Annotated in this window: 18 protein-coding genes; 10 read left to right on the forward strand and 8 right to left on the reverse strand. The window is 39.9% G+C overall.

Features of this window, described 5'->3' with window-relative positions; genetic code table 11:
• On the forward strand, nt 1-191 hold a 191-nt coding region (locus VB693_RS06000; protein WP_323265451.1), incomplete at its 5' end, for a tetratricopeptide repeat protein.
• On the opposite strand, the gene VB693_RS06005 is transcribed toward VB693_RS06000, so the two are convergent.
• Together VB693_RS06005 and purH are read right to left on the reverse strand one after the other, a co-directional pair.
• Nucleotides 177-353, reverse strand: a complete 177-nt coding sequence (locus tag VB693_RS06005; protein WP_323265452.1) for a hypothetical protein — start codon at nt 351-353, stop codon at nt 177-179. The genes VB693_RS06000 and VB693_RS06005 overlap by 15 nt on opposite strands.
• Before the next feature lie 594 nt (nt 354-947).
• Nucleotides 948-2,486 carry a bifunctional phosphoribosylaminoimidazolecarboxamide formyltransferase/IMP cyclohydrolase gene (gene purH, locus VB693_RS06015; RefSeq protein WP_323265453.1) on the reverse strand — a complete coding sequence of 513 codons (1,539 nt, stop codon included), beginning with the start codon at nt 2,484-2,486 and terminating at the stop codon, nt 948-950.
• 208 nt (nt 2,487-2,694) lie between these two features.
• On the opposite strand from purH, the gene VB693_RS06020 reads away from it, so the two are divergent.
• The 5 genes from VB693_RS06020 to VB693_RS06040 all read left to right on the forward strand — a co-directional run bounded on the left by VB693_RS06020 (nt 2,695) and on the right by VB693_RS06040 (nt 8,607).
• A complete protein-coding gene (locus VB693_RS06020) occupies nt 2,695-3,507 on the forward strand; it encodes a DUF4351 domain-containing protein (protein WP_323265454.1) in 813 nt (270 codons plus the stop codon).
• Between the two features lie 190 nt (nt 3,508-3,697).
• Nucleotides 3,698-4,309, forward strand: a complete 612-nt coding sequence (locus tag VB693_RS06025; protein WP_323265455.1) for an alpha/beta hydrolase — start codon at nt 3,698-3,700, stop codon at nt 4,307-4,309.
• A 155-nt stretch (nt 4,310-4,464) separates the two neighbouring features.
• Nucleotides 4,465-4,677 (forward strand): DUF2555 domain-containing protein, encoded by a 213-nt coding sequence (locus VB693_RS06030; protein ID WP_190706429.1) that lies wholly within the window; start codon nt 4,465-4,467, stop codon nt 4,675-4,677.
• A gap of 196 nt (nt 4,678-4,873) precedes the next feature.
• The gene (gene coaBC, locus VB693_RS06035) at nt 4,874-6,130 is read left to right on the forward strand and encodes a bifunctional phosphopantothenoylcysteine decarboxylase/phosphopantothenate--cysteine ligase CoaBC (protein WP_323265456.1); all 1,257 of its coding nucleotides are present in this window, start codon (nt 4,874-4,876) and stop codon (nt 6,128-6,130) included.
• A gap of 503 nt (nt 6,131-6,633) precedes the next feature.
• On the forward strand, nt 6,634-8,607 hold the full coding sequence (locus VB693_RS06040; RefSeq protein WP_323265457.1) for a tetratricopeptide repeat protein: 1,974 nt from the start codon (nt 6,634-6,636) through the stop codon (nt 8,605-8,607).
• 182 nt (nt 8,608-8,789) lie between these two features.
• On the opposite strand, the gene VB693_RS06045 is transcribed toward VB693_RS06040, so the two are convergent.
• The 6 genes from VB693_RS06045 to VB693_RS06070 form a co-directional block, all read right to left on the reverse strand.
• On the reverse strand, nt 8,790-9,101 hold the full coding sequence (locus VB693_RS06045) for a protein kinase domain-containing protein (RefSeq protein ID WP_416233368.1): 312 nt from the start codon (nt 9,099-9,101) through the stop codon (nt 8,790-8,792).
• Between the two features lie 109 nt (nt 9,102-9,210).
• Nucleotides 9,211-9,438 carry a hypothetical protein gene (locus tag VB693_RS06050; protein WP_190706438.1) on the reverse strand — a complete coding sequence of 76 codons (228 nt, stop codon included), beginning with the start codon at nt 9,436-9,438 and terminating at the stop codon, nt 9,211-9,213.
• Between the two features lie 255 nt (nt 9,439-9,693).
• A complete protein-coding gene (locus tag VB693_RS06055; protein WP_190706440.1) occupies nt 9,694-10,491 on the reverse strand; it encodes an alpha/beta fold hydrolase in 798 nt (265 codons plus the stop codon).
• 85 nt (nt 10,492-10,576) lie between these two features.
• On the reverse strand, nt 10,577-11,281 hold the full coding sequence (locus VB693_RS06060; protein ID WP_323265458.1) for a DevA family ABC transporter ATP-binding protein: 705 nt from the start codon (nt 11,279-11,281) through the stop codon (nt 10,577-10,579).
• Between the two features lie 17 nt (nt 11,282-11,298).
• On the reverse strand, nt 11,299-12,471 hold the full coding sequence (gene devC / locus VB693_RS06065; RefSeq protein WP_323265459.1) for an ABC transporter permease DevC: 1,173 nt from the start codon (nt 12,469-12,471) through the stop codon (nt 11,299-11,301).
• Between the two features lie 82 nt (nt 12,472-12,553).
• Nucleotides 12,554-13,747, reverse strand: a complete 1,194-nt coding sequence (locus VB693_RS06070; RefSeq protein ID WP_323265460.1) for an ABC exporter membrane fusion protein — start codon at nt 13,745-13,747, stop codon at nt 12,554-12,556.
• Between the two features lie 796 nt (nt 13,748-14,543).
• On the opposite strand from VB693_RS06070, the gene VB693_RS06075 reads away from it, so the two are divergent.
• From VB693_RS06075 to VB693_RS06090, 4 genes are all read left to right on the forward strand, one after another.
• On the forward strand, nt 14,544-14,894 hold the full coding sequence (locus VB693_RS06075) for a hypothetical protein (protein ID WP_416233369.1): 351 nt from the start codon (nt 14,544-14,546) through the stop codon (nt 14,892-14,894).
• Nucleotides 14,895-15,288: 394 nt separating this feature from the next.
• A complete protein-coding gene (locus tag VB693_RS06080; protein ID WP_323265461.1) occupies nt 15,289-20,649 on the forward strand; it encodes a polyketide synthase in 5,361 nt (1,786 codons plus the stop codon).
• Between the two features lie 83 nt (nt 20,650-20,732).
• The gene (locus VB693_RS06085) at nt 20,733-22,436 is read left to right on the forward strand and encodes an SDR family NAD(P)-dependent oxidoreductase (protein WP_323265462.1); all 1,704 of its coding nucleotides are present in this window, start codon (nt 20,733-20,735) and stop codon (nt 22,434-22,436) included.
• Nucleotides 22,437-22,489: 53 nt separating this feature from the next.
• Nucleotides 22,490-25,795 carry a type I polyketide synthase gene (locus tag VB693_RS06090; protein ID WP_323265463.1) on the forward strand — a complete coding sequence of 1,102 codons (3,306 nt, stop codon included), beginning with the start codon at nt 22,490-22,492 and terminating at the stop codon, nt 25,793-25,795.
• The last annotated feature ends 3 nt before the right edge of the window (nt 25,796-25,798 follow it).

Consider the following 25,798-nt stretch of genomic DNA (forward strand, 5'->3'; position numbering starts at 1 on the left):
TCAAACCCAATGATGCAACCCATCACAATAGCCTGGGAAATGCGCTGTATGCTCAGGGAAAACTAGAAGAGGCGATCGCAGAGCTAGAAATAGCTGTTCGCCTTGATCCTAATAGAACTCTCTTTCGTGAAGACTTAGAGCGTTATAAAAATAAGAAGAAAGGTTTTTTCAGGCGTTTATTTGGTAGTTAACATCACCTGTTGTTGCATAAATACTACTAGGGTTTTGGTTGAAGATGCGATCTCTACTGCAAAAATGCTGGTAAGGTTTTGTTTGGGGGTGCGATGGCGTAACCGCCCAGCGTAGCTGATCACCTGAAACTTTACAAACACCTTATAGTAGTTGTAGTTCAAAAATATTGACTTGTGCAAATTTTTATGAGCGTAGCGGATTTATTTCCCACCTTACAAAAGCTATCTCGTGCAGATAAACTTAAGGTGATGGAGTTTTTAATTCAGGAACTAGCTACTGAGTAAGAAACTTTATCGCTACAGCCAGGAGTTACTTATCATGTTTGGTCTGCCTATAATTCCCATAAAGCTGCTCATAAACTAGCTGCACTACTTGCTATCCCTGAAATTAGAGCATAGCTGATGATGCGATCGCCATCGCACGAATACAGCATGGAAATTAATCACCAGTCTTCTAGCTCAAGTCTTTTCAAGAAGACTAAGAAATATTTAAGTGGACTAAAATATTAAAAAGTGCCTGGACGTGTGACCGTGTTTCCACTCCAAGCACTCTTAATTTTCAATTTGCTCCTCACACTCCTAGAGAGTAACACTGCTTTGAAATAAAAGCTAGTGTTATTAGTGACACTTTGTAAACTGGATAGGTGACAGGGGACAGGTGACAGGGGACAGGTGACAGGTGACAGGTGACAGGTGACAAGCTAAACAGGGGAGTTAAATCAGTGAACAGTGAACAGTGATCACTGATGATGCCCACTAGTGTAAAAAGTGACGTGTACCAGTCAACACCATGACCAAACCCAGTTCGTTAGCGGCTTTGATGGAATCTTGATCACGTAAACTTCCCCCTGGTTGTACAATGGCGGTGATACCGGCGGCGGCGGCGATTCTGACGGAATCATCAAAGGGGAAAAATCCGTCACTGGCGAGAGTTGCACCTTGAGCTTTGTCTCCAGCTTGTTCTAGGGCGATTTTAGTTGAACCAACGCGGTTCATTTGCCCAGCACCGACACCTAGAGTAGTGCGATCGCTTGTGAGTACAATGGCATTAGATTTAACGTGTTTGCAAACCTTCCAAGCAAACAGCATTTCGGCTAACTCGTCGGGTGTGGGTTGGCGTTCTGTGACAACTTGCCATTTACTAGAATCTGCAATGATATCATCGGCAGCTTGGACTAAGAAACCACCTGCAATTTGTTTGACTAGAGTTTTAGCCCCACTGCTCAAATCTGCTAAAGTCAAAACCCGCACATTAGATTTTTTAGACAGAATTTTTTGAGCTTCTGCATCACAATCAGGTGCAACTACACATTCTAGAAATGTCTTAGTTAATTCGCTGGCGGTAGCTGCATCTATGGAACGGTTGAGGGCGACAATTCCACCAAACGCAGAGATAGAATCAGCATTGAAAGCCTTTTGATAGGCTTCAACAATGGTGTTTCCTAACGCTGTACCGCAGGGATTGGTATGTTTGATGATGGTAGCGGCTGGTGTATCTGGAAATTCAGTAATAATGCGCCGGGCGGCTTCTAAGTCTACCAAGTTATTGTAACTGAGTTCTTTACCTTGCAATTTCGTAGCCGCAGCCCATCCACTGGGAGTAGAGCCGGTTTGATACCAAGCAGCAGTTTGATGGGGGTTTTCACCGTAACGCAGAGATTGTAATTGTGTGCCGCTTAGGGTGTGCTGTTGGGGAAGGGATGCTGAAGATTGTTGAGAGAGGTAAGATGCGATCGCTTGATCATAACTACCAGTATGCAAAAATCCTTTTAAAGCCGCCTTCTGGCGAAACTCTAGGGATGCTTCCCCGTTATTTTGTCGTAATTCCTCTAAATATTCGTCATACTGCGCTGGGTCACATAATACCGTCAGATGAGCAAAATTTTTCGATGATGCCCGTAACATCGCCGGGCCACCAATATCAATATTTTCCACAGCTTCTGCTAATGTTACCCCTGGTTTAGCGATCGTCGCCTCAAAGGGATAAAGATTCACCACCACCAAATCAATCGGGCGAATTTGGTTATTTTCCAAATCTGTGACATCGCTAGCCACATCCCGCCGCGCCAAAATCCCGCCATGAATGCGGGGATGTAGTGTTTTGACTCGCCCACCTAAAATTTCTGGTGAACCTGTGTAATCAGAAACCTTGGTAACTGGTATTCCCGCATCTTTGAGGGCTTTCGCTGTTCCCCCACTGCTGATTAAGTCAAATGCAAATTCTTCCACCAAACTACGGGCTAGATCAATTAAACCAGTTTTGTTAGATACACTCAGCAGTGCTAGACGCGCCATGTCTCAATTCCTCAGATGCGAAAGACCCCAATTTTTACATAACCCAGGGTTCACTTCAAGACCATGTGGGATAATAGCGTTCAGTAACCCTTATGAACTGCTTACACCATAAGAGAGAAAAATGGGCATAGATATTGCTCTAAATAGTATTTTCAAGTCACCTAATCAGGGAAGAAAGCACAACCAAATATGAAAAGGAAGAAAAATTTTGAGTTTCGATAATGTTGGGAAATATTTGGCAGAACAATATCCACTAGAATTTGCTAAATGGTTACTCTCAAATGAACCAAAAAAAGTTAAAGTGCTGAAAACTGAACTTTCTATTGAGCCAATTCGTGCAGATTCAGTGATATTTCTCCAAACAGAAAGCCGCATCATCCATATAGAATTTCAAACTCTGACTAAATCTAATCCACCAGTTCCACTTCGGATACTAGATTACTATGTGAGATTGAAACGACAATATCGTACATCAGTAACACAAGTGGTAATTTTCTTACAAGAAACAGATAATGAAATTGCTTTTACTGAAGAATATACAGATGAAGTAACCATTCACCGCTACCGTGTTGTCCGTTTATGGGAACAGGATTCAGCCTTATTTCTAGAAAATCCCGCTCTTTTGCCTCTAGCGTCCCTAGCTCAGACGGATTCACCTCCAAGTTTATTGGCACAGATTGCCGAAAAAATAGCTAAAATTCAAGATAGAGTTGAAAAACAGAATATCGCTGGGTGTACTGAAATTTTGGCTGGTTTGAGATTTGGAAAAAACTTAATTCGTCAATTTTTACAGGAGGAGATTATGCAAGAATCTGTTATTTATCAAGATATTGTACAAAGTGCTGAATTTAAGTTTTTTTATCGCCTGCTAAATCGGCGTTTTGGTGCAATTGACAGTTCAATCATTGCACAAATTCGGGAATTATCTACTGAACAATTAGAGATATTAGGAGAAGCATTTTTGGATTTTTCGTCAATTGCTGATTTAGAAGCTTGGTTAGACCAAGCAACAAACAAGTAGCCAATACAGTAGGGTGAGTGGAATTTAACAAACTTCTGAGGAATAGGGAATAGGCAAATAAACCCCACTCCCTATTCTCACTTCCTTACCTATCGCGCTTGCGCTGCGCTTCCCGCACCACACAAGTAAGTTTAAAAATCAAAGCGGATTACTATAGAAGAGTTATAAATTCAGGAGTAAGCCTCTGTCTTTGCAATACATTACCGTTCCCCCTGCTAATTCGCAAACACCCGCCGGCTTAGTTGTGACATTGCATGGTTGGGGAGCTAACGCTGAGGATGTGTCATCTTTAGTACCCCATATTAATTTACCTCAGTATCAGTTTGTACTTCCTAATGCACCTTTTCCTTTTCCTCATTCTCCTCTTGGTAGAGCATGGTATGACTTGAGTGTGGAGAATATGTATCAAGGATTAGTTGAAAGTCGGCAAATATTGACAGATTTTTTGCTGTCTTTAGAGGCTAGTACAGGCGTACCTTTATCACGGACTGTTTTGAGTGGATTTTCGCAAGGGGGAGCAATGACATTAGATGTCGGCTCTAAATTGCCTTTAGCCGGCTTAGTTGTGATGAGTGGGTATTTACATCCTGATGCGATCGCAACAAATCATAATTTACCACCAATTTTAATTATGCACGGCAGGCGTGATGAGGTTGTACCATTACAGGCGGCTGTCAAGGCTAGGGAAACTGTAGCATCCTTGGGGGTTGTAGCCGAATATCATGAGTTTGACACAGGGCATGAAATTAATTTGCAAATGTTAGATGTGGCACGGAATTTCATGATCAAGACAATTGTTTAGTCAGGGTTACAAATCTTTGACAAAATATGGTATAAATCCTGAAAAATTTTAGAAAATCCATGCCATCTAGTGAGTAATATAGATTGGGTGGCACTATATTCGTGCTACTTGACCCGTGCTGGGTGCGAATGCTGCATAAGGGAGGGGCGAGCATTATGACAACTCTGAGCATTTCTAAGAAAGAAATCGCTGCTATGACCGCCGCAGAGGTGGAGGAATTGGCTAATCGTCTAGAAATGGATAATTACAGCAATGCTTTTGAGGGTTTGAATGACTGGCATCTACTGCGAGCGATCGCGTTTCAGCGTCCTGAATTAGTAGAACCCTACATCCATCTCTTAGATTTAGAACCCTACGATGAGGCGTAAGTGTTTGAGTTAAGTCTAATCTACAGCAATTCTCAATTGTTGGCAATCCATTTTGATAGAGAAAATTCACAATTAGACTAGTACAGCACGAGACAAAAACTCAAACCTGTATTCCCATAAATACATAGTACCGCCGCAGATTGTGATCCTCACTTTCTGCGGCTTCATATTAAACTATCACTCCTAACTTTTTGCTATGGCTAATTCTCAACCCCAAACTGAAAACCGCCAACCCAGAGTTTTAATTGGTGTAGGTGGTGGTATTGCTGCTTATAAAGTTTGTGAGGTGGTTTCGACGTTGTTTAAAGCAGGGGTAGAAGTTCGAGTTATCCTCACCCGTTCAGCACAGGAATTTATTACACCTCTAACTTTATCTACCCTTTCCCGCCACCAAGCCTATACAGATAATGATTTCTGGCAACCAACTCACTCTCGTCCGTTGCATATTGAGTTGGGGGAGTGGGCAGATTTGTTAGTTATTGCTCCTCTGACGGCTAATACATTGGCTAAGTTAACTTATGGTATGGCAGATAATTTACTGACTAATACTGTGTTAGCTTCCACTTGTCCAGTCTTGTTAGCACCGGCAATGAATACTGATATGTGGGAACAGTTAACGGTGCAGCGTAATTGGCAGCAGTTACTAGAAGATGGCAGATATCACGGCATGAGTACAGCATCGGGATTATTGGCGTGCGATCGCATCGGTGCTGGTAGAATGGCAGAACCTCCGGCAATTGTGACTTATATTCATTCGCTGCTACATACTAAGGGTAAGCGTGATTTAATTGGGAAGCAAGTTTTAATTAGTGCTGGCGGTACACGAGAATATCTTGATCCCGTGCGGTTTATTGGTAATCCTTCAACTGGTAAAATGGGACTAGCTTTAGCACAAGCCGCCCTGCACCGAGGGGCAAAAATAACATTAGTACATGGCGTAGCTACGTGGGATGTCCCCTTGGGAGTGCAAGCAATTCCTGTGATTACTGCTGAAGAAATGCAGCAGGTGATGCTGGAATATTTACCTAATGCAGATGTCATTGTCATGTCTGCGGCGGTAGCTGATGTCAAGCCCAAAGATTATAGCTCAGAGAAATTACCCAAGCGATCGCTCCCCCAATCTTTATCTTTAGCACCTGTCCCTGATATCGTCGCTCAGTTAGCTCAACTCAAACAACCCCATCAGTGTTTAATAGGCTTTGCAGCCCAAACTGGCGATATTGTCACACCAGCAATGGAAAAACTCCGGAGTAAAAAACTAGATGCAATTGTCGCTAATCCTATTGATCAACCTGATAGTGGTTTTGGTAGCAATAATAACCAAGCAATATTTTTAGACAGTCAAGGGCAACAAGTCAAAATCACACCCTGTTCTAAATTACAAATGGCACACCATTTATTTGATTTTGTGACAGCAGAACCGAACAAATACTTAGGGAATAGACGGGAGTAGGAATAGAACTGCGTAGGCGGAGCATCGTTATAGACATCGCCTCTAATCTACTGATCCTCCTGATTTTTCACGTTATGTGGAAATTCGGAATCATAAAGCCTGTTTCTTAACAAAAAATTCCAGTATATTTCCGGAAACTGCAAACTTGATATTGCCCCCATCCTCTATAATCATAGCAATCTGAAATTAACGCTATGTGTGACTTACTCTTGAAATCCCTCCCTGGCAAGGAGAGAGGCTTTGATTCTTGCTCCCTTTCCCTACTAGGGAATGAGTTGGGTTTAGGTTTGAAAGCAAGTTGCACACGAGGTAAATTAACATATTTTTATTTCTCTACTTTAGATATATGCAACTGAAGTTATTAAAGACCCTATTTGGAATACACCGGAAGTTTATCAAGATGGTTCTCAAAGAGAAGCCCACTTGCAAGAAATAATTACACAATCTAGTATGCCTGTACCAATTAGAAAAGAAGTGTTGCAAAATCATCAGGAGAATCAATTATGAGGGTTTTTGGTGGACTTACGGCAGTATTATTGGGTACAGCAATTGCGATCGTGCAGCCAGTAGCCACAGCGTTGACACCCTCGGAAGTTGGTGAGATTGCCAAACAAATTACAGTCCGTATTGATGGTGCAAATACTGGCTCTGGGGTAATTATTGAGCGTAATGGGAATACTTACACTGTTGTTACCTGCTGGCACGTAGTGCTACTCCCAGGCAATTACACTGTCTACACACCAGATGGGAAAAAATATACATTTAATAACAGCCAAGTCAAACGATTTCCTGGTGTTGATTTAGCGGTGTTTCAGTTTACAAGTAACCAAAATTACCGTGTTGCTGAAAAGGGTAATTCTGATCAAGTAGCATTAGGTACAAGTATTTCTGTAGCAGGTTATCCCCAAGGAACATCAGACATCGATTTTCGTAGGGGTGCTATTTCGCGTCTAGTGACAAACCCAAAAGATGGTTATGCCTTCGTTTATGATATTAGTGGTTTCCCAGGGATGAGTGGCGGAGCGATACTAGATGAGGAAGGGAAATTAATGGGGATTCACGGTCGCGTTAACACTCATCTAGATACTAATGCTACTACTGTGTATGGAATTCCGTTGAAGACTTATTTACGTTTTGCATCACTTGTGAATCCGGTGGTAACTGCTCCAACGTCAAATGAAATTAATCATCAGGATGTTGAATACTACTACAATCGGGGGATTATTTACTATGATCAAAAAAAATGGGAATTAGCTCTTGCCGATTACAACAAAGTCATTGCCATTAATCCTCGGTATGCTGATGCTTACATCTATCGGGGGCTGATTTACGAAAATCAGAAAAAATGGGAATTAGCTATTGCTGATTTTAACAAAGCCATTGCTATTAATCCTCAAGATGCCCTTGCTTACTACAATCGGGGGGTTATTTACAATTACCAGAAAAAATGGGGGCTAGCTATTGCTGATTATAAAAAAGCCATTGCCATTAATCCTCAGTACGTCCAACCTTACCTCAATCGGGGGATTATTTACTATGACCAAAAAAAATGGGAATTAGCTCTTGCTGACTATAACAAAGCCATTGCCATCAATCCTGAATATGCTCAAGCTTACATCAATCGGGGGATTATTTACTATGACCAGAAAAAATGGGAATTAGCTCTTGCTGATTATAACAAAGCCATTGCTATCAATCCTGAATATGCTCAAGCTTACCTCAATCGGGGGCTTATTTATTATGACCAAAAAAAATGGGCATTTGCTCTTGCTGATTATAACAAAGCCATTGCCATCGATCCTCAGTATGCTCTTCCTTACTACAATCGGGGGATTATTTACTATGAGCAAAAAAAATGGGAATTAGCTCTTGCTGATTACAACAAAGCCATTGCCATTAATCCTCAATATGCTCAAGCTTACATCTATCGAGGGTTGATTTATGATAACCAGAAAGAATGGGAATTAGCTCTTGCTGATTACAACAAATCTATTGCCATTAATCCTCAATATGCCCTTGCTTACTACAATCGGGGGATTATTTACAGTAACCAGAAAAAATGGGAATTAGCTCTTGCTGATTACAACAAAGCCATTGCCCTTGATCATCAGGATGCTGATGCTTACATCAATCGGGGGCTTATTTATTATGAGCAAAAAAAATGGGGATTAGCTCTTGCTGATTACAACAAAGCCATGGCCATTAATCCTCAATATGCCCTTGCGTACTACAATCGGGGGATTATTTATTATGAGCAAAAAAAATGGGAATTAGCTCTTGCTGATTACAACAAAGCCATTACCATTAATCCTCAGTACGCTCAAGCTTACATCTATCGGGGGCGGATTTACTTTGAGAAAAGGGACAAGCAAAAAGCTATTGAAGATTTACAGCAAGCAGCTAAACTTTTTTACGATCAAGATAATACTGTTGCTTATCAATATGTTATAAATATTTTAAAAGATTTAGAAAGATAATAACTAGTTTCTAGTTTCAGTAAAGATTAAGTAGATGTAGGTTGGGTTTCCTTATGTCAACCCAACACCAATATTTATGTTGAGTTTTCGAGATTCATGTTGGGTTGCGCTGCCCTTAATCCAACCTCCTTATACTACTTACACTATATAGACTACACCAAACCTTGAATTGTAGGGTGCGTTCAAGCAACGCTTAACACACCGTATAATATTAGTGCGTTACAGTTAGATATCATTGCATAAATATCACTGTGGAAAGTCGGTTGACCTTTTGTCTGTTTACTAGGCATATAACCAGGAGTACCAACAGCAACACTAAAAGTCCGTTGTCGTTGAAGATTGACAACCTGCGTGCTAACTTCTTTAACTGCACCAAAATCAATTAAAACAATTTTGCCATCAGACCGACGGCGGCGAATATTTGAGGGTTTAATATCCCGATGGATTAAGTTCTGTTGATGAACAAAAGCTAAAACTTCTAAAATATCCTGCAAAAGTTGAAACGTCCACCGAGAATTTGACCTATCATCCCAGTCGCCAATGTGTTCTGGAATTTTTATACCATTTCTCTACAGAACTTAATCAAGCAATTATACCTCTCATTTATGAGCGTGCGATCGCTAAATCACGGATCAGATTAGTTCTAGAGAACAGATAAGTATTCACAGAATTAATTTCTTCACTGGTGAGTGCTTGTTCTCTATCAAGCTGCGTCAACAGTTGGCTGACCAAATCAGGATCGCTAAGTCTTAAAAGAGTGCTACTCTGGGTTTGTTCAACCACAGACCAAATTTGACGTAATATTTTGGAATTGATAGGGTAGACCTGCATGACAACCGTTCCTTTTATTGTAAAATCATAAAAGTGCTATCGAAAATCTAAAGAAAATCTTAAGCTATCAAATCTAAAGAAAATCTTAAATATTACAAATATTTACTATTCAGTTAATATGCACCTCCTTATATCCTAAGTGTTACCGTAGTTATATTAATTGCTTTTTAACCACAGAGGCACGGAGAGCGCAGAGAAGATAGTACAGATATTGCGAGTCACCTTGAAAGGGCTAGCTTTATTCCATATCTGGAATTAATGTAACTGTGCTAGAAAATCTAGCATCGCTCTACCCACGATTTTTGGTGATTCAATAATAAAACCATGACCACCGCCATTAATAACTGACAATTTAGCACCCAGAATACCTGCTGCTAGTTGTTCAGAAAATTGGACTGGGGTGAGAATATCTTGCTTACCTGATAGCACCAAGGTAGGACAGAGAATATTTTGTAGACGATTTGTGGTATCACAACCCAGGATAGCCCGACTATGGTGATAAATGCTATGAATTTGGGGTGAAAATGGGTAATGCACAGCCCATTCAATTAGCTGTTCTATCATGTCTGCAATTGAGTAAAAATTCTCGCTAAAAATCCAGGGTAATATAACTCTTTGATAAAGCCTCATGTCTATCTTTTGAGGAAGTTCCCCCCAGATTTCAATGATGCTATTAAATCGCTCGTCACCTTTGGCTAGAGAAGATAGTAGTATCAAACTTTTAATTTTTTGGGGATATATTAATGCTAGTTCTTGGGCAATTTGCCCACCCATAGAATGACCTGCAATGTGTACTTGATCAATCCCTAGATAATCAAGTAATGCAGCCGTATCATCAGCCATTTCTTGAATACTGTAAGGAGTATCTGGTGCAGAACTCCGCCCCATACCTCGGTTATCTAAACGAATGATTTGATAGTGGGGAGTAAAATATGGCATAAGTACCGACCAGTAGGAATGATCGCACAAAAAACCAGAAATTAACAGCAAAGGTTCTCCTGTACCTTTGATTTCGTAGAATAAATCAATCCCGTTTAGTTGTACCTTGGGCATATATTTCTCTGTGTCCTTTGTGTCTCCGTGGTTCAAACTTCTTTATTTAACCACGGAGGCACGGATAATTGACAAAATATAACCATCAAGAAACTTGTTGAATCAGTCGTCCATCTTCCATGTGAATTATGCGGTCTGCGATATCTAAAATTCTGTTATCATGAGTCACCATTAAGATAGAGCAATTTTGTTCATAGGCTAATTTTTGCATCAGCGTGACAACATCTCTGCCTGTTTTACTATCTAAAGCCGCCGTAGGTTCATCAGCTAAAACTAACTTGGGGTGACTTACTAAAGCGCGTGCGATCGCTACCCGTTGTTTTTGACCACCAGAGAGATCAGATGGATAGTAATCAACTCTGTTGCCTAATTTAACAGCATTCAGCATAGCTTCTGATTTGCTACGGGCTTCACTGTTAGAAATATTTTTGTGTAATTCCAGTGACATTTGCACATTTTGTCTAACTGTTAAAAAATCTAGTAGATTGTGCGCCTGAAAAATATATCCAATATAGCGGCGTATTTGTACTAATTGTTCATTACTAGCTTCCCTAAGTTCCTGTTCTAAAAATTTAATACTTCCCTCTTGAACGGAACGTAAACCACCTATCAAAGTTAGCAAAGTTGTTTTACCAGACCCAGATGGTCCAGTCATAATCACAATTTCTCTAGCGCGAATAGAGAGATTAATGTCAAACAAGATTTGGCTTTTTAATGTTTTACTGCCAAAGTAATGATTAAGACATTGTATGTTAATAATGCAGTCTTCTGTCGTGACGTTATCAAGCATATTTGATATATTCTGAATCAAAAAATATCTGCTGGATCGACATTACGTAATTTGTTGGTAGATAAGAATCCAGAAATTAAACACATGACAACTGCAAAGCTGAATATTACAATCGCCTTATTCAAGCTCATTATGACAGGCAATTTTGTCGCATCTTTGGCGAGATCATACAAAATTATAGATATCAAAATCCCTGGAATATAACCTAGAGTGGCTAAAATTATAGCTTGTTGAAAAACTACATTTAATAAATACTTATTTTTAAATCCCATTGCTTTTAGTGTTGCATACTCAGGCAAGTGATTAGAAATATTACTATAAAGTATTTGATAAACAACAATTATGCCCACAATAAACGACATACCTACCATGAGATTAAACACAAATCCAATAGGTGTTCTCAGAGTCCAATAGCTTTTTTCTAAAGCTACAAATTCTTTGCGGGTAATAACTTTTACATCTTTGGGTAATCTATCTGATAACTTTCGTAAAATCTCTTGGAGATTAGTACCAGGTTGGAGATTAATTAAGCCTATATCTATATTTTGTGCCGAACGATCTTGGAATATACGAAGGAAAGTTGAAGAACTAACAATTAAATTTCCATCAACTCCAAAGGAAGGACCTAGGCTAAATAAGCCCCCTATTTTTACTTTGTATCCAATTAATTTATTATAGTTAAATATCTCAACTCTCACATTATTTCCTTGTGAAAATTCCTGAGAAATAGGCCCAAATTCTGGCCGAGAGGCTTTGTCAAAAAAAACTACGTTAGGAAGTTGTAGTAATCTTAAGTTATCTTGAATTTCTGGTAATTGGAAAATTGATTTTACAGGATCAAATCCTAGCACATATATGGGAAACTTCAGTCCGTCAATAGGATTTTTTAATTTAGCAAATTGTAAATATAAAGGGCTAACAGATTCTACGTTGTCAACACTTAGTGCCTGGTATAAACGCCAGCGAGGAAAGCTTTGATTAGATGTCAATGATTTATATTGTGCGCTAATTAAAACTAAATCAGCTTGGAGGTTATTATGTACTTGTGTAGCACTTTCATAGAGAGCATCTTGAAATCCAATTTGCATAAACATCAGAACTACCACAAAAGCAATTCCAGCTAATGCCACAAGAAAGCGAACTTTTTGTTTTGCTAGTTGTAACCAAGCTAGAGGGATATTGAGAATCATGTTTAAAACCTCAATTAGTCAAAATGAGAATGCTTGGTAGAATACCTTGAAAAAAAGGAAAATTTTTACAGTTAAGAAAGTGTTAAATCTGAATAAGTACCTCAACTTGTAAGTCAGTAAGGGTAGAAACTTTCTGATTATCTGCTACGCTATCAATCCGAATTCTCACATCAATAACTTTGTTATCTCTATCTGCTCCAGGATTGTTATTGAAAATATTTTGTTGACCAACTTGCAAACCAATTTCTTTGACTGTTCCCCTTAATTCTCCTGCAAAAGCATTGCTAGTAATAATAGCTGACTGGCCTAGCTGCACCTTTTGAATATCAGTTTCATAGACTTCTGCTACTACATACATTTGCTTTGTATGCCCTAAGTCAGCTATGCCTAAATTGCCAATAATTTCTCCTGCTCTTGTATGAACTTTTAAGACTTGGCCATTGATAGGAGAGCGAACAACGCTTAAATCTAGATTTGCTTGAGCCTGTTTAACTGAGGCTATTGCGGTGTCAATATCAGTTTGCGCTGCTTGCACATCAGTAGGACGGATTTCAGTAATACTATTCAGCCTGGCGTAGGCCTCGTGTAATTGCTTTTGCAGAGTTTCTACAGTTCGATTCAGAGAAGCGATCGCCTCATTGAGCTGTTGTTGCACTGTATCGACTCGTAAACGTCTAGTATCAGAGTCCGATGCTGATATTGCACCTTCTTTATATAGCTGCTGATACCGTTGATTTTCACTTTTAGCATTACGCAATTCTGCCTGTAGGCGAGCTATGGTTGCTTCCTGTGCAGATACTTCTCCCCGCAACTCTGCTTCTAAGCGAGCTATAGTTGCTTCTTGTGCAGAGATGTCTCCAGCTTTTGCACCTGCTTTTACTTGATTGAGACTAGCTTGAGCTACCGAGACTTGCTTTTGGGCTGTTTCTAAGGCTGCTAGACGCGTATTATAACTGTCAAGAATGGCAACCACTTGTCCCTGACGTACCCATGCTCCTTTTTTGACTAGAACTTGTGCAACTCGCGCACCTCCTTGGGAGTCTGCGGCTGACAGCCGAATAACTTCTCCTTGAGGCTCTAATCTTCCTAAAGCCGCAATCGCAGAGATTCTAGGATAAGTTTTTGGCTCATCTGGAACTTGCAATCGAGATTTCAACTGAGAGCGTGAAATAGTATAGAGAGAAATTAGCCCCGGAACTATTGCCATTACAAGCATCAAAACTATTGTCCACGCACCTAGCGGTTTGAGACTTGACTGTTTTTGTTTATTTACCATAATCAGGCTTTTAATTTAAAAATCATCACTTTCGGATTAATTTGCATATAGCAATTCATCAGGATTAAGCCTTTGCTCAAGAGTGAATTGAATCATTATTTTTCTTGGTTTTATACTTTCTCAAATAATGAATGCTTCTTTGGCATCAACAATAAACTGATTGATATTCAATTACAACTCATATGCAACAGAATTGATACTGAACAGTCAATACCTTTAACCATAGTGCCTATAAGGTAGTTAATTAAAATGACTAAATAAATTACCCTAGCCAGAGAATTTTATTTAGTATAATTTTAAACTAAAGTTTGTCTTGTTCTATATCTTTTGATTTTTATATTTAGGCATTTTTCTTTTATGCGATTCATGTTCAATCTTTAGATAGATGAAAAATGCACTATTTAAAATTAATTCTTGGAATATTCACCTCTATATAGACTGAATTGAATAATCTGCAATAGATTAAACATATTTTTTTGTAATGAATGATACTTGGATATTAAATGAATTGGGACATAATTGTCAAATATGATCATAATTGTTTTTAACAAAAGTAATCTTTTAAACTCACAAAGTATTGGTAACATAAGATGCCAATATTCATTTAGTCAAATAATTAATACAAAATTCCCCTGAAATTCTACTTAATTTAATATTTCCTTCGTATAATAATCCTGATCAACAAGAATATATCTGGCATCACATATGCAACTTATATGCACTTTTTGTGGAATAATTCCCTAAATTAAGTTATTAGTAAATAAGACTTTTAGTATTGGGTGACAATAATCGCCCTATGAATCTAGAGATAATGAAACTAAAGAGATTTATGCTTTCATTAACAAGCTTTGATCACCAAAGGCTAATTTTTCATGCAGAACGCCAAACTGTTCGCAAAGCTGAGATGGCTCGCCTTGCTTTACATATATGGCTTAATCAACATGATTTGGAGTTGGAAAAGTGGAAAGCCAAAAAAGCCTCAGAGCTAGGGATTAGTGTGAGTGAACTTGAGCAGCAGCTATTAGCAACTGCTGAGTGTCAGGCAATAATTGCGAAAAAAAAGGACAAACATGATTCAGAAATAAAGCCTGTAGATCCTCATTCATGTACTAAATTAAACCCAGTAAAAAACCAATTGAAAACGTAAATTTTGGTCATAGTGGAAAAAATCAGCATCAAAACCAGTGTAGACGCAATAAATTATATGCTTTTGACTGTTCTGTCACGGTACTAGCTAAAATCGTACAAACATTATTTCTGCTAGTAAAACCTATACGGTTGCACATAAGTTGCATATCAATTGCCATACTAAAATAATCAATTTAAAATAAGCGCAATTGTCAAGTGAATAGGATAAGAGAGAGTAGGATAAATTGGCTATAAAGATTACTCATGTTCAAGCCTTTTATTAACTCATATAGCAGCAATTAATTTGTTTGGCAAAAGCAGTATTTTCCCTAACCTCTAATACTCATTTACCTCATAAATAGAGGGGATCAAGTTCTCAAGCAATCTAATTTTTTACGCACATTGAAAATTAAATGATGTCTGCTTCTAGAATCGAAGCTGGCTTGACACAATTGCAAGATGAAGTGAGCAATTGTGAAAAGGCTTTGCTCAAGCTGATACAAGTGAAAAAAACTATGGTTAACAAAACCCCTCTAACTAACAATACAAATATGCAACGTCCACAGAACGATGTGGCGTTCCCACGTCCACAAACCAATATTGCGATTATTGGGATGGCTTCTATCTTCCCCGAATCGAAAAATTTGCAGGAATATTGGGAAAAGATAATTCATAAAGTAGATTGTATTACTGATGTGCCTCCTTCACGCTGGAGCATAGAAGATTACTATGATCCTAACCCTAGAACACCTGACAAAACTTACTGCAAACGTGGTGGATTTATTCCAGATATTGATTTTAATCCAATGGAATTTGGATTACCTCCTAACATTCTAGAAGTCACAGATATTTCACAGTTGCTGGGTTTAGTGGTGGCGAAAGCGGCAATGGAAGATGCTGGCTATGGTGAATCACGCCAATTTCATCGTGATATCTACGATGGACTGCGCGATCGCACTGGGGTAGTATTAGGTGTAGCCATAGGTAGACAATTGGCAGTTCCCCTAGGTACAAGATTGCAGTACCCAGTTTGGGAAAAAGCCCTCAAAAGTAGTGGTTTATCCGATGAAGAGACCCAAACAATCATCGAGAAAATCAAATCTGCATATGTGCAGTGGGACGAGAACGCCTTTCCGGGAATGCTAGCCAATGTGGTAGCTGGACGAATTGCCAACCGCCTCGATTTGGGGGGAATGAACTGTGTAGTTGATGCGGCCTGTGCTAGTTCTTTAGGTGCGATGAAAATAGCCATTAGTGAGCTAGTGGAAGGTCGAGCCGACATGATGATTACTGGCGGCGTTGACACCGACAACTCCATTTTGGCCTATATGTGTTTTAGCAAAACTCCGGCTGTTTCCCCAGGGGAGAAAGTTAAACCTTTCGATGCTGAATCTGATGGGATGATGCTGGGTGAAGGTGTCGGGATGTTAGTGTTGAAACGTCTAGAAGATGCCCAGCGAGACAATGACCGCATCTATGCAGTTATCAAAGGTATTGGCACTTCTAGCGATGGTCGCTATAAAAGCATCTATGCACCCAGTTCAGCAGGGCAAATCAAAGCCTTACGTCGTGCTTATGAAGATGCAGGATTTTCACCTGCTAGTGTAGGTTTGATGGAAGCACACGGTACAGGTACAATGGTGGGCGATCCCACTGAATTCGCCTCAATTAAAGAATTCTTTGGCGAAAATAATTCCAAAAAACAATCTATTGCCTTGGGAAGCGTTAAATCCCAGATTGGACATACAAAAGCGGCTGCGGGTGCGGCGAGTTTGATTAAAACAGTATTGGCACTACACCATAAAGTCTTACCACCGACAATTAACGTCACCAAACCCCATCCTAAACTTGACATTGATAATTCCGCATTTTATTTAAATACAGAAACTAGACCTTGGATGAGCCACGATAACCAGCCAAGACGAGCCGGAGTCAGTTCCTTTGGCTTTGGTGGGACAAATTATCATGTCGTCTTAGAAGAATACAAACAGGAACATCAGCAACCCTATCGTTTACATCAAACTGCCCAGTCCATACTTCTATTTGCATCTACACCGGAGCAGTTGTTGTCACGCTGTCACGACATCCGCAATCAATTGCAATCTGATGCTGGAGAGGGACATTATAGAGAACTGATTTCAGCGTCTCAATGTGGAGAAATTCCGGTAGCAAATGCCAGAGTGGGGTTTGTTGCTGATTCTCTCACACAGGCTAGCGAATTTTTACAAATAGCGATTGACTTACTGAAAAAGAAACCCCAGGGGGATTCCTGGGAGCATCCTCAAGGAATTTACTACCGCAAAACAGGGGTATCTCTAGGGAAAGTAGTCGCACTATTTTCTGGACAAGGTTCGCAATACTTGGAAATGGGTAGGGAACTGGCGATTAACTTCCCTTGTTTGCGCCAAACCTATGGTCAGATGGATAACCTCTTATCTCAAGATGGTTTGCAACCCATTTCAGAAGTCGTTTTCCCTGCGCCTGTATTTGATCCGGCTCAAAAAGCTGCCCAGTTAGAAAGATTACAGCTAACGGAATATGCACAGCCAGCGATTGGGGCTTTTAGTGCAGGTTTGTACAAGATATTACAGCAAGCAGGATTGAAGCCTGATTTTGTTGCTGGACATAGCTTTGGGGAATTGACAGCATTGTGGGCATCTGGGGTTTTGAGCGAAGCAGATTACTGTTTCTTAGTCAAGTCTAGGGGTCAAGCGATGGCTGCACCTAAAGATCCCCAATTTGAAGCCGGAAGTATGTTAGCGGTGAAAGGGGATGTGGATCAGATTAAAGCACTGATTAAAAATTTCCCAGAAGTCAGTATTGCAAACTTCAATTCTCATCAACAGGTGGTGTTAGCAGGGAAAAAAGCTGAAATTGCCAAAATAGAAGAGACTCTGAAAACGCAAGGCTTCTCTACCATCTTGCTTGGTGTTTCCGCAGCTTTTCACACCCAGTTGGTAGCCCATGCCCAGAAACCCTTTGCCAAAGCAATTGAGACAGTTACTTTCAACCAGCCCCAAATCCCAGTTTATAGTAATCTCACAGCCAAACCTTATCCAAGCCAGCCAAAAGAGATTCAAAATATCCTCGAAGAACACCTGATGAATCAGGTCTTGTTTAAGCAGGAGATTGAGAATATTTATGCAGAAGGTGGTGCTTGCTTTATTGAATTTGGGCCACGTAAAGTTCTTACCAACCTAGTGAAAGAGATTCTGAGCGATCGCCCCCATATAGCTGTAGCCTTAAATGGTAATCCTGCCAAAGATAGCGATCGCACTTTGCGAGAGGCTGTTGTCCAGTTGCGTGTGGCTGGGTTAGCTTTGCAAAACATCGACTCTTACCAATTAGAAAGCAAAATCCCAGAAGTTACGACTAACAAAGTCTTGAATTTCCGCTTAAATAGCACTAACTATGTTTCGGAAAAAACGAAACAAGCCTTTGAAAAATCTCTACAAATGCCAGTAACAGTCACATCGTCTGTGAGCAACGGTAATCAACAAAAAACACTAACCGAATATCACCCAGTCAGATTAACCCAGTCTTCACATTCTCAAGAGAAAAGTAACGATTTACTTACCTATAGCTCTGAAACACAAAACCGGGAATCAGTCAACAATGGAGTGAAGATGACATCTTCTCAAAATGGTCAACCGGACAAATTGCTGATTCAACCTCTGCAATCTAGTGCGGAACTATCTATGAGTTATCAAAGAATTATCGATAGCTTAGAGTACACACTCATAGAATTTAATCGTCATCAACGTAGTGTTTTACAGGTTCATGAACAATCTTTAAAACATCAAACAGAATATACCAAAACTTTCTTCCAACTAATGCAGCAACAGCAAGCATTGTGGGGAAACGCTAAATTTACCGGGGAACAAGCACAAACACAGCAACTAGCAATCTCCAGTTCCGAACGTAGCATGATGCGGTTTCACGATCATCAAGCTGAAAGTCTCCGCATCCATGAACAATATCTGAATTATCAGCAGGGATATACCAACCAATTTTTCCAGTTAATCCAGCAAAATAGTCTTGTATCACTGCTGGATGAGCCAGAAAATCTTGCTAACCACAGTGTTGTTGAGCAGCATCCGGCTTTGGTAACAAACGCATCGGTTTCTGTAGGAAGTAACGGTGTTATCACTAAATCTGAGCCATTATCGACTAATGGTCATGGTAATAGTAATGGTCATGGTAACGGTAATGGTCATGGTCATGGCACAAGTAACGGTGCAAATCATCAAGCAAAACCAGTTCTAGACGTTATCACACCTACAGAAAATCATCCTGCAACCACGACAGTAGAATCTCCATCACCAATAGTCATTGATGAAACCATCCTGAGTCAAACTCTGCTCAATGTTGTCAGTGATAAAACTGGCTATCCAATTGAGATGTTAGAGCTATCGATGGATATCGAAGCAGATTTGGGGATTGATTCAATCAAACGCGTGGAAATTCTCGGAGGATTGCTCGAACTCTACCCTGATTTACCTAAACCAAATCCCGAAGAACTAGGACAACTGCGCACTCTTGGTCAAATAGTCGAGTATATGGGGGCTTTAGCACCAGGGATTGCAGGAGATGTAGAAACAGTCAAAGATGTGGAAGTAACATCTGATTTATCTTCTACTTTGCAGGAAACTGAAGTTATCTCTTCCCAAACTTCCCCACCTTCTCTATCCTCCATTGATTTAAGCAACCTCAGTCCAACTCTACTCAACATAGTGAGTGATAAGACAGGCTATCCAACAGAGATGTTAGATATGTCGATGGATATCGAGGCTGATTTGGGGATTGATTCCATCAAACGGGTAGAAATTCTAGGAGCATTACTAGAACTATATCCCGAACTACCCAAACCGAATCCAGAAGAACTAGGACAACTGCGGACTCTGGGAGAGATTGTTGCATATATAGAGCAACAGGTTGCAGGGGCGGAAAAAAAAATGCTGGTCATAGAGACAGAGCAGAATACGTCCTCGCCACCTCAGCCTCCTGAAATGAAGGAGACGGGGGAAGAATCTGTCCCATCCCCCACCCCTAATTCATCATCTTTAATTTTTCGCAATCCCGTTAAACTCAAGTTTCTTCCCGAACCGGATGTTTTAGAGTGCGCCTTACCTGATCAACATATCGCTTTGTTGACTGATGATGGTTCACTGACAACAGCAAAACTAGCTGAGGCTCTGTGTCAGCGTGGCTGGAAAACCGTTGTCTTAACTTTTCCTCAAACTGTGATGGAGAAACAGTCCCCTTTACCTGAAGGAATCAATCGGGTAGTGCTGACAGATTGGAGTGAAGAGCATCTGCAAAAACAATTAGCTGCGATCGCTACTAATTATGGTCAAATTGGTGCATTTATCCACTTGAATCCAGCCAGCCACCCTCAAATAAGCGGTGTTCATTATCTGGAATCAGAAAAAGCCCTCCTCCGCCATGTCTTCCTCATCGCCAAACATCTCAAACAGCCATTAAACCAAGCCGCACGTTTAGGGCGCAGTTGTTTTCTCACAGTTGCTCGCCTAGATGGGGAGTTTGGATTCAAACAAAACACTAACTTTGGTGCAATTAGCGGCGGTTTGTTCGGACTGACTAAAACCGTGAACCAGGAATGGGAATCGGTATTTTGTCGAGCTATAGACCTCAGTCCTGATTTAAATGAGCAAACATCGGTAGAGTACATCCTTGCAGAACTTTACGACCCCAATAGATTGATTGTGGAAGTGGGATATAGCGCACAGGGAAGAGTGACTTTGGTTTGTTGAGTGTTAACTGGAGGATTGGGCATTAAGCTCTGCCCTCTTCCCTCCAAAAAATATTTATGGCGACCTATTTCAGCGAGTGAACAATGATTGATAATAATTCCGTTTTTCTTGTCAGTGGTGGTGCAAAAGGGATAACTGCTGAGTGCGTCATCAAACTAGCACAGCGTTATCAATGCAAATTTATTCTTCTCGGTCGTTCTACCCCAGAACCTGAACCTGTGTGGGCTGAGGGTTGCGGGAATGAGGCGGAATTGAAAAAGCGGATTATGGAGTATTTCCAAGCCCAAGGAGAAAAGCCGACACCGGCGATGGTGCAGAAAAAGTTCCAAGCGATTTCATCTCAGAGAGCAATTACCACAACTCTCAAGGCGATTGAGGAGACAGGTGGAAAAGCCGAGTATTTGAGTGTGGATGTCACTGATGCGATCGCTTTATCAGAACAGATAACTGGTGCAGTTGAGCGTCTAGGAGCAGTTACAGGAATTATTCATGGGGCTGGAAATCTTGCAGATAAGCGGATTGAGAAAAAAACAGTTCAGGATTTTGAGACTGTTTATGCTGCTAAAGTCAAAGGTTTAGCAAACTTACTGCGGTGCGTACCACCTAACCAACTGCATGATTTAATCTTATTTTCCTCTGTGGTTGGGTTTTATGGCAATGTAGGACAGGCTGATTATGCGATCGCTAATGAAATTCTCAACAAATCAGCCCATCTTGTTAAACTCAACCATCCCAGTTGTCATGTCGTCGCCATTAATTGGGGGCCTTGGGACAGTGGGATGGTATCACCAGAGTTAAAGAAAGCCTTTGCTGAACGGAATATTCACACAATTCCCATTGACATTGGCACACAAATGCTAGTTGATGAACTCGCACCCACAAACCACAACACTGTACAAGTAGTAATTGGTAGCCCCCTCACTTATACACCAGAAGCCTTAGATCCTCAGTTGAAAACCTATCGTATCCACCGACAGTTAAAATTAGCAGCAAATCCTTTTTTACAAGATCATGTAATTGCCGGTAATCCAGTTTTACCAGCTACCTGTGCCTTTTCATGGATTGCTAATAGCTGTGAACAACTATATCCAGGCTATCAATTCTTTAATTGCCTCAACTTTAAAGTTTTGAAGGGAATTATCTTAGATGGAAAACAGGCAAATGAATACATTTTAGATTTAGAAGAAATTAATAAATCTGACCCCAATGAAATTGAGTTTAAAGCTAGAATCTGGAGTGATAATTGTGGTAAAATTCGTTATCATTTCAGTGCTTGTATCAAGCTAAAGCGAAAAATTCTCTTAGCTCCGAATTATGATTTTTTTAACCAGGAGCTAACTCATCCAAATTCTGGTCAATCATTTTATCAAACCGACACATCAAGCTTATTTCATGGTGCTGCTTTTCAAGGCATTAAAAAGGTGTTCAATATTAGCCCTGAAAAGATCACTATAGAATGTCTTTTAGCTGATGTGGAAGCAAAGAAACAAGGACAATTTCCAGTACAAACATTCAATCCTTATATTGTAGACGTTCAAATTCATCCCTTATGGATATGGACACAGCATTTTTATCAACTAGCTTGTTTGCCTTCAGAGATTCAGAATTTTACACAATTTGCACCTATACCATTCGACGAAAAATTTTACATTTCCTGTGAAATAAAATCAAAAACAGAATCAGCTGTAATAGGCGATGTCATAGCACATGATTCCCAGGGAAAAATATATTCTCAAATGCTTGGTTCTAAAGGAACTATCTTACCCAAAGAATTAGTTAAAGTTTAACAGATACTTGTACCTAAAAATAGATGCTAACCAACAGTATTAGGAGCTAGGTAATGCCAGAATTTACCCAAAATAACATTCCTAAAGTAGCAATTGTGGGCATGGACTGCCATTTGGGTGGTAACTGCAAAGATTTGGATGATTTTGAACGTAGTATTTATGAAGGGAAACAACACTTTATTCCCGTCCCGACTCAAAAATGGGAAGAAAAATTTTCCACATTAGGTGCATATATTCAAGAGTCTGAAATTGATACTTTCAGCTTACAAATACCCCCAAAAGATGTAGATAATTTCCCTTCTCATGAACTTTTGATGCTCAAGGTAGCTGATAATGCCCTTAAAGATGCAGGTTTATCTCAAGGGAGCAGAATCGCAGTAGTGATAACTACTTCCAACGCACTTGCTCTGCCTCCACTGCAAAGCAATGAGCAATTAGAAACTACTAAAGGTAGTGAATATCCGATTTATCTAGAAAATAAAATTGCTGACTATATTGCCAAACTGGGCAATTTTACTGGCCCTACATTCACACTCACGGCTGAACAAAATTCTGTTTTCAAAGCTTTAGAAATTGCCCAAAAACTCCTCACAATTCAAGAAGTAGATGCTGTTTTAGTGGGTGCAGTCGATTTGCTAGAAGGTATTTCTAGTGTTGCGCTCCGAGATGAAACAGCAAAAGTCAATACAGGCATAAATACTCTTAGTTACGATCAAAATGTCAATGGCTGGATGATAGGAGAAGGTGCTGCTGCTGTGGTGTTGAAACTCCACGAAACAGCAAAACAAGATAACAATCGCATCTATGCAGTGATTGATGCTCTCAGCCTGATAGAAGATGCAAAATTCAAAATTTACTCAGTTCCTCCTACCCCAGATGCTGAAGCTGTAACACTAGCTTGTCAAAAGGCTTTTTGTTTAGCAAATATTCAACCCACAGACATCAACTATTTAGAAGTTGTGGGTAGTGGTATTCCCCAACAAGATGAGTCAGAAATTCAGGGTTTACTCCAAGCCTATCAGACAGGTGAAGCCAGTCTCAGTTGTGCAATAGGTAGTGTTAAAGCCAATATCGGCCATACCTACGCCGCATCAGGAATAGTTAGTTTAGTTAAAACAGCACTCTGTTTGTATCACCGCTACATTCCCGCAGTTCCTCAGTGGAATAGTCCCAAAATGCCAGAGGTTTGGCAGGATAGCCCATTTTATGTGGCTACTGAATCGAAACCTTGGTTTTTAGAAACAGGAGCTACCAGAAGGATAGCAGCTATTAACGGCATGGAGATGGATGGGAGTTATGCTCATTTAATTTTGTCAGAGGAAATGAGTCAAACGACTTACAGCAGCAAATATTTAGAGCAAATGCCTTATTATATGTTTGCGATCGCTGCTGATGATCAAGCAACTTTATTAGAGCAAATCCATACTCTTCAACAAACTATCGAAAATTGTTCTTCCTTAGCATCAGCCGCCAGTCTCACTTTTACAGCTTATCAACAGCGTCAGCAGTCTACTTATGCTCTAGCCATTCTCGGACGGAATCAAGATGAAATAACACGAGAAATTCAACGAGCAATTCAGGGTGTTACTGTTGCTTTCGAGACAGGTAAAGACTGGCTAACTCCTCTAGGTAGTTACTTTACAGCCCAACCATTAGGTGAACAAAGTCAAGTTAGTTTTGTTTACCCTGGTTCATTCAATTCTTATATAGGAATGGCTCGCGATCTCTTTCGCTTATTTCCTAATATTTATGATGATCCTGCCATCAGGGGTATTTACAATCGTGTCGTCAATATAGAAAAACTTTTCTATCCCAGAAGCTTGAAAAAACTTGCTAAAAAGCAACTAGAAATCCTCGAACAAGAATTAATCGATGATCCCATAACTATGCTCGAATCTGAAGTCGGTATTGCTGGACTAATGACGAGTATTTTGAGGAATTATTTCCAACTGCAACCCCGGTCTGTCTTTGGCTATAGCCTGGGTGAAAATAGCATGATGTTTGCGCAAGGTATCTGGAATGAATTCAATCAAAGTAGTGAAGGTTTAAATACCTCTCCTCTGTTTAAAAATCGGCTATCTGGCCCTAAGAATGCAGTGCGTGAATATTGGGGTATGCCCTTAATGCCAGATGATTACCAAGACCAAACATTTTGGAGTAACTATGTACTTTTATGTCCAGTAGCACGTATTCAAGAAGCTATTAAACATGAAAATCGTGTTTATTTGACTTTGATTAATACACCAGATGAGGCAGTAATTGCAGGAGAGACAGAAGCTTGTCAGAGAGTAATTCAAGCTCTAAATTGTCATGCTCACCATACTCCCATTAACCATGTGATTCATTGCCAGCCAATGCACTCTGAGTACGATGAACTCGTTAAAATCAACTCTTTAGCGGTTCAAAACGTACCCAATACTATTTTTTATTCTGCCGCAAAATACGCACCCATTACTCTTAACAGTCAGTCTATTGGTCACAATATTGCTAAAACTCTATGTGAAAATTTAGACTTTCCCAAGTTAATTAATAGTGTCTACAATGATGGCAGCAAAATATTTATTGAAGTAGGTGTTGGTAGCAACTGTTCAAGATGGATTGGTGAAACTCTTAAGCATAAATCACATCTTGCAGTTTCTCTCAATCGCAGAGGTATGGACTCTCATACTTCTATTTTAAGGGCGTTAGCCAAGCTCTTCAGCCATCGAGTGAATCTGGATTTATCACCGCTATATTCTACTCTGAATTTAGATAATTATAAAACTAGCAACACATCCTTTAAGGTCAAAAATCAGCCCATTATCGAACATAAGTTTTCCCCCTTGCTAATTAATACTGCTCCTCAACAGCAGGATAAATTACTGATATCTAGGCAGGCTGAACAAGTTAATTTTGCTGTAAATCACAACAGTATTGAATCTGTACAAACGAACTTAAAATTTAACGTGGTTTCTGAAGATATGCAAAACCAAAATTATCAGACAAATGGTAGTCAATCTCTTGGCTTATTGGAACGAGATGACCTCCGGTCGGGCGAAGACCATCGCCTACGGTGGGGCATAGCCCATCGCGATTTGGAAATCGATGATCATGCACAACACGAAGAACTATTCATAACAGCAATAAAAGATGTTTCAAATTCCGTAAATCATGGCTTAAATACAGACGAATTTGCTGATAAAAATTCTTTACTGAATCTACGTAATCTTTACTATCAAAAACTTAAGCAAAACGTTGATAGCATGACTAAATCTCATGCTACTTTCTTGCAGGCTAGACAGGAATATCTAAAACAGATTAGCACTATTATTCAGCAACAAATATCTTTATCACACAAGCTATTTCAATGCGAGGAGTAAAAG

Source organism: Anabaena sp. UHCC 0399, assembly GCF_034931465.1.
GTDB lineage: Bacteria > Cyanobacteriota > Cyanobacteriia > Cyanobacteriales > Nostocaceae > Trichormus > Trichormus minutissimus.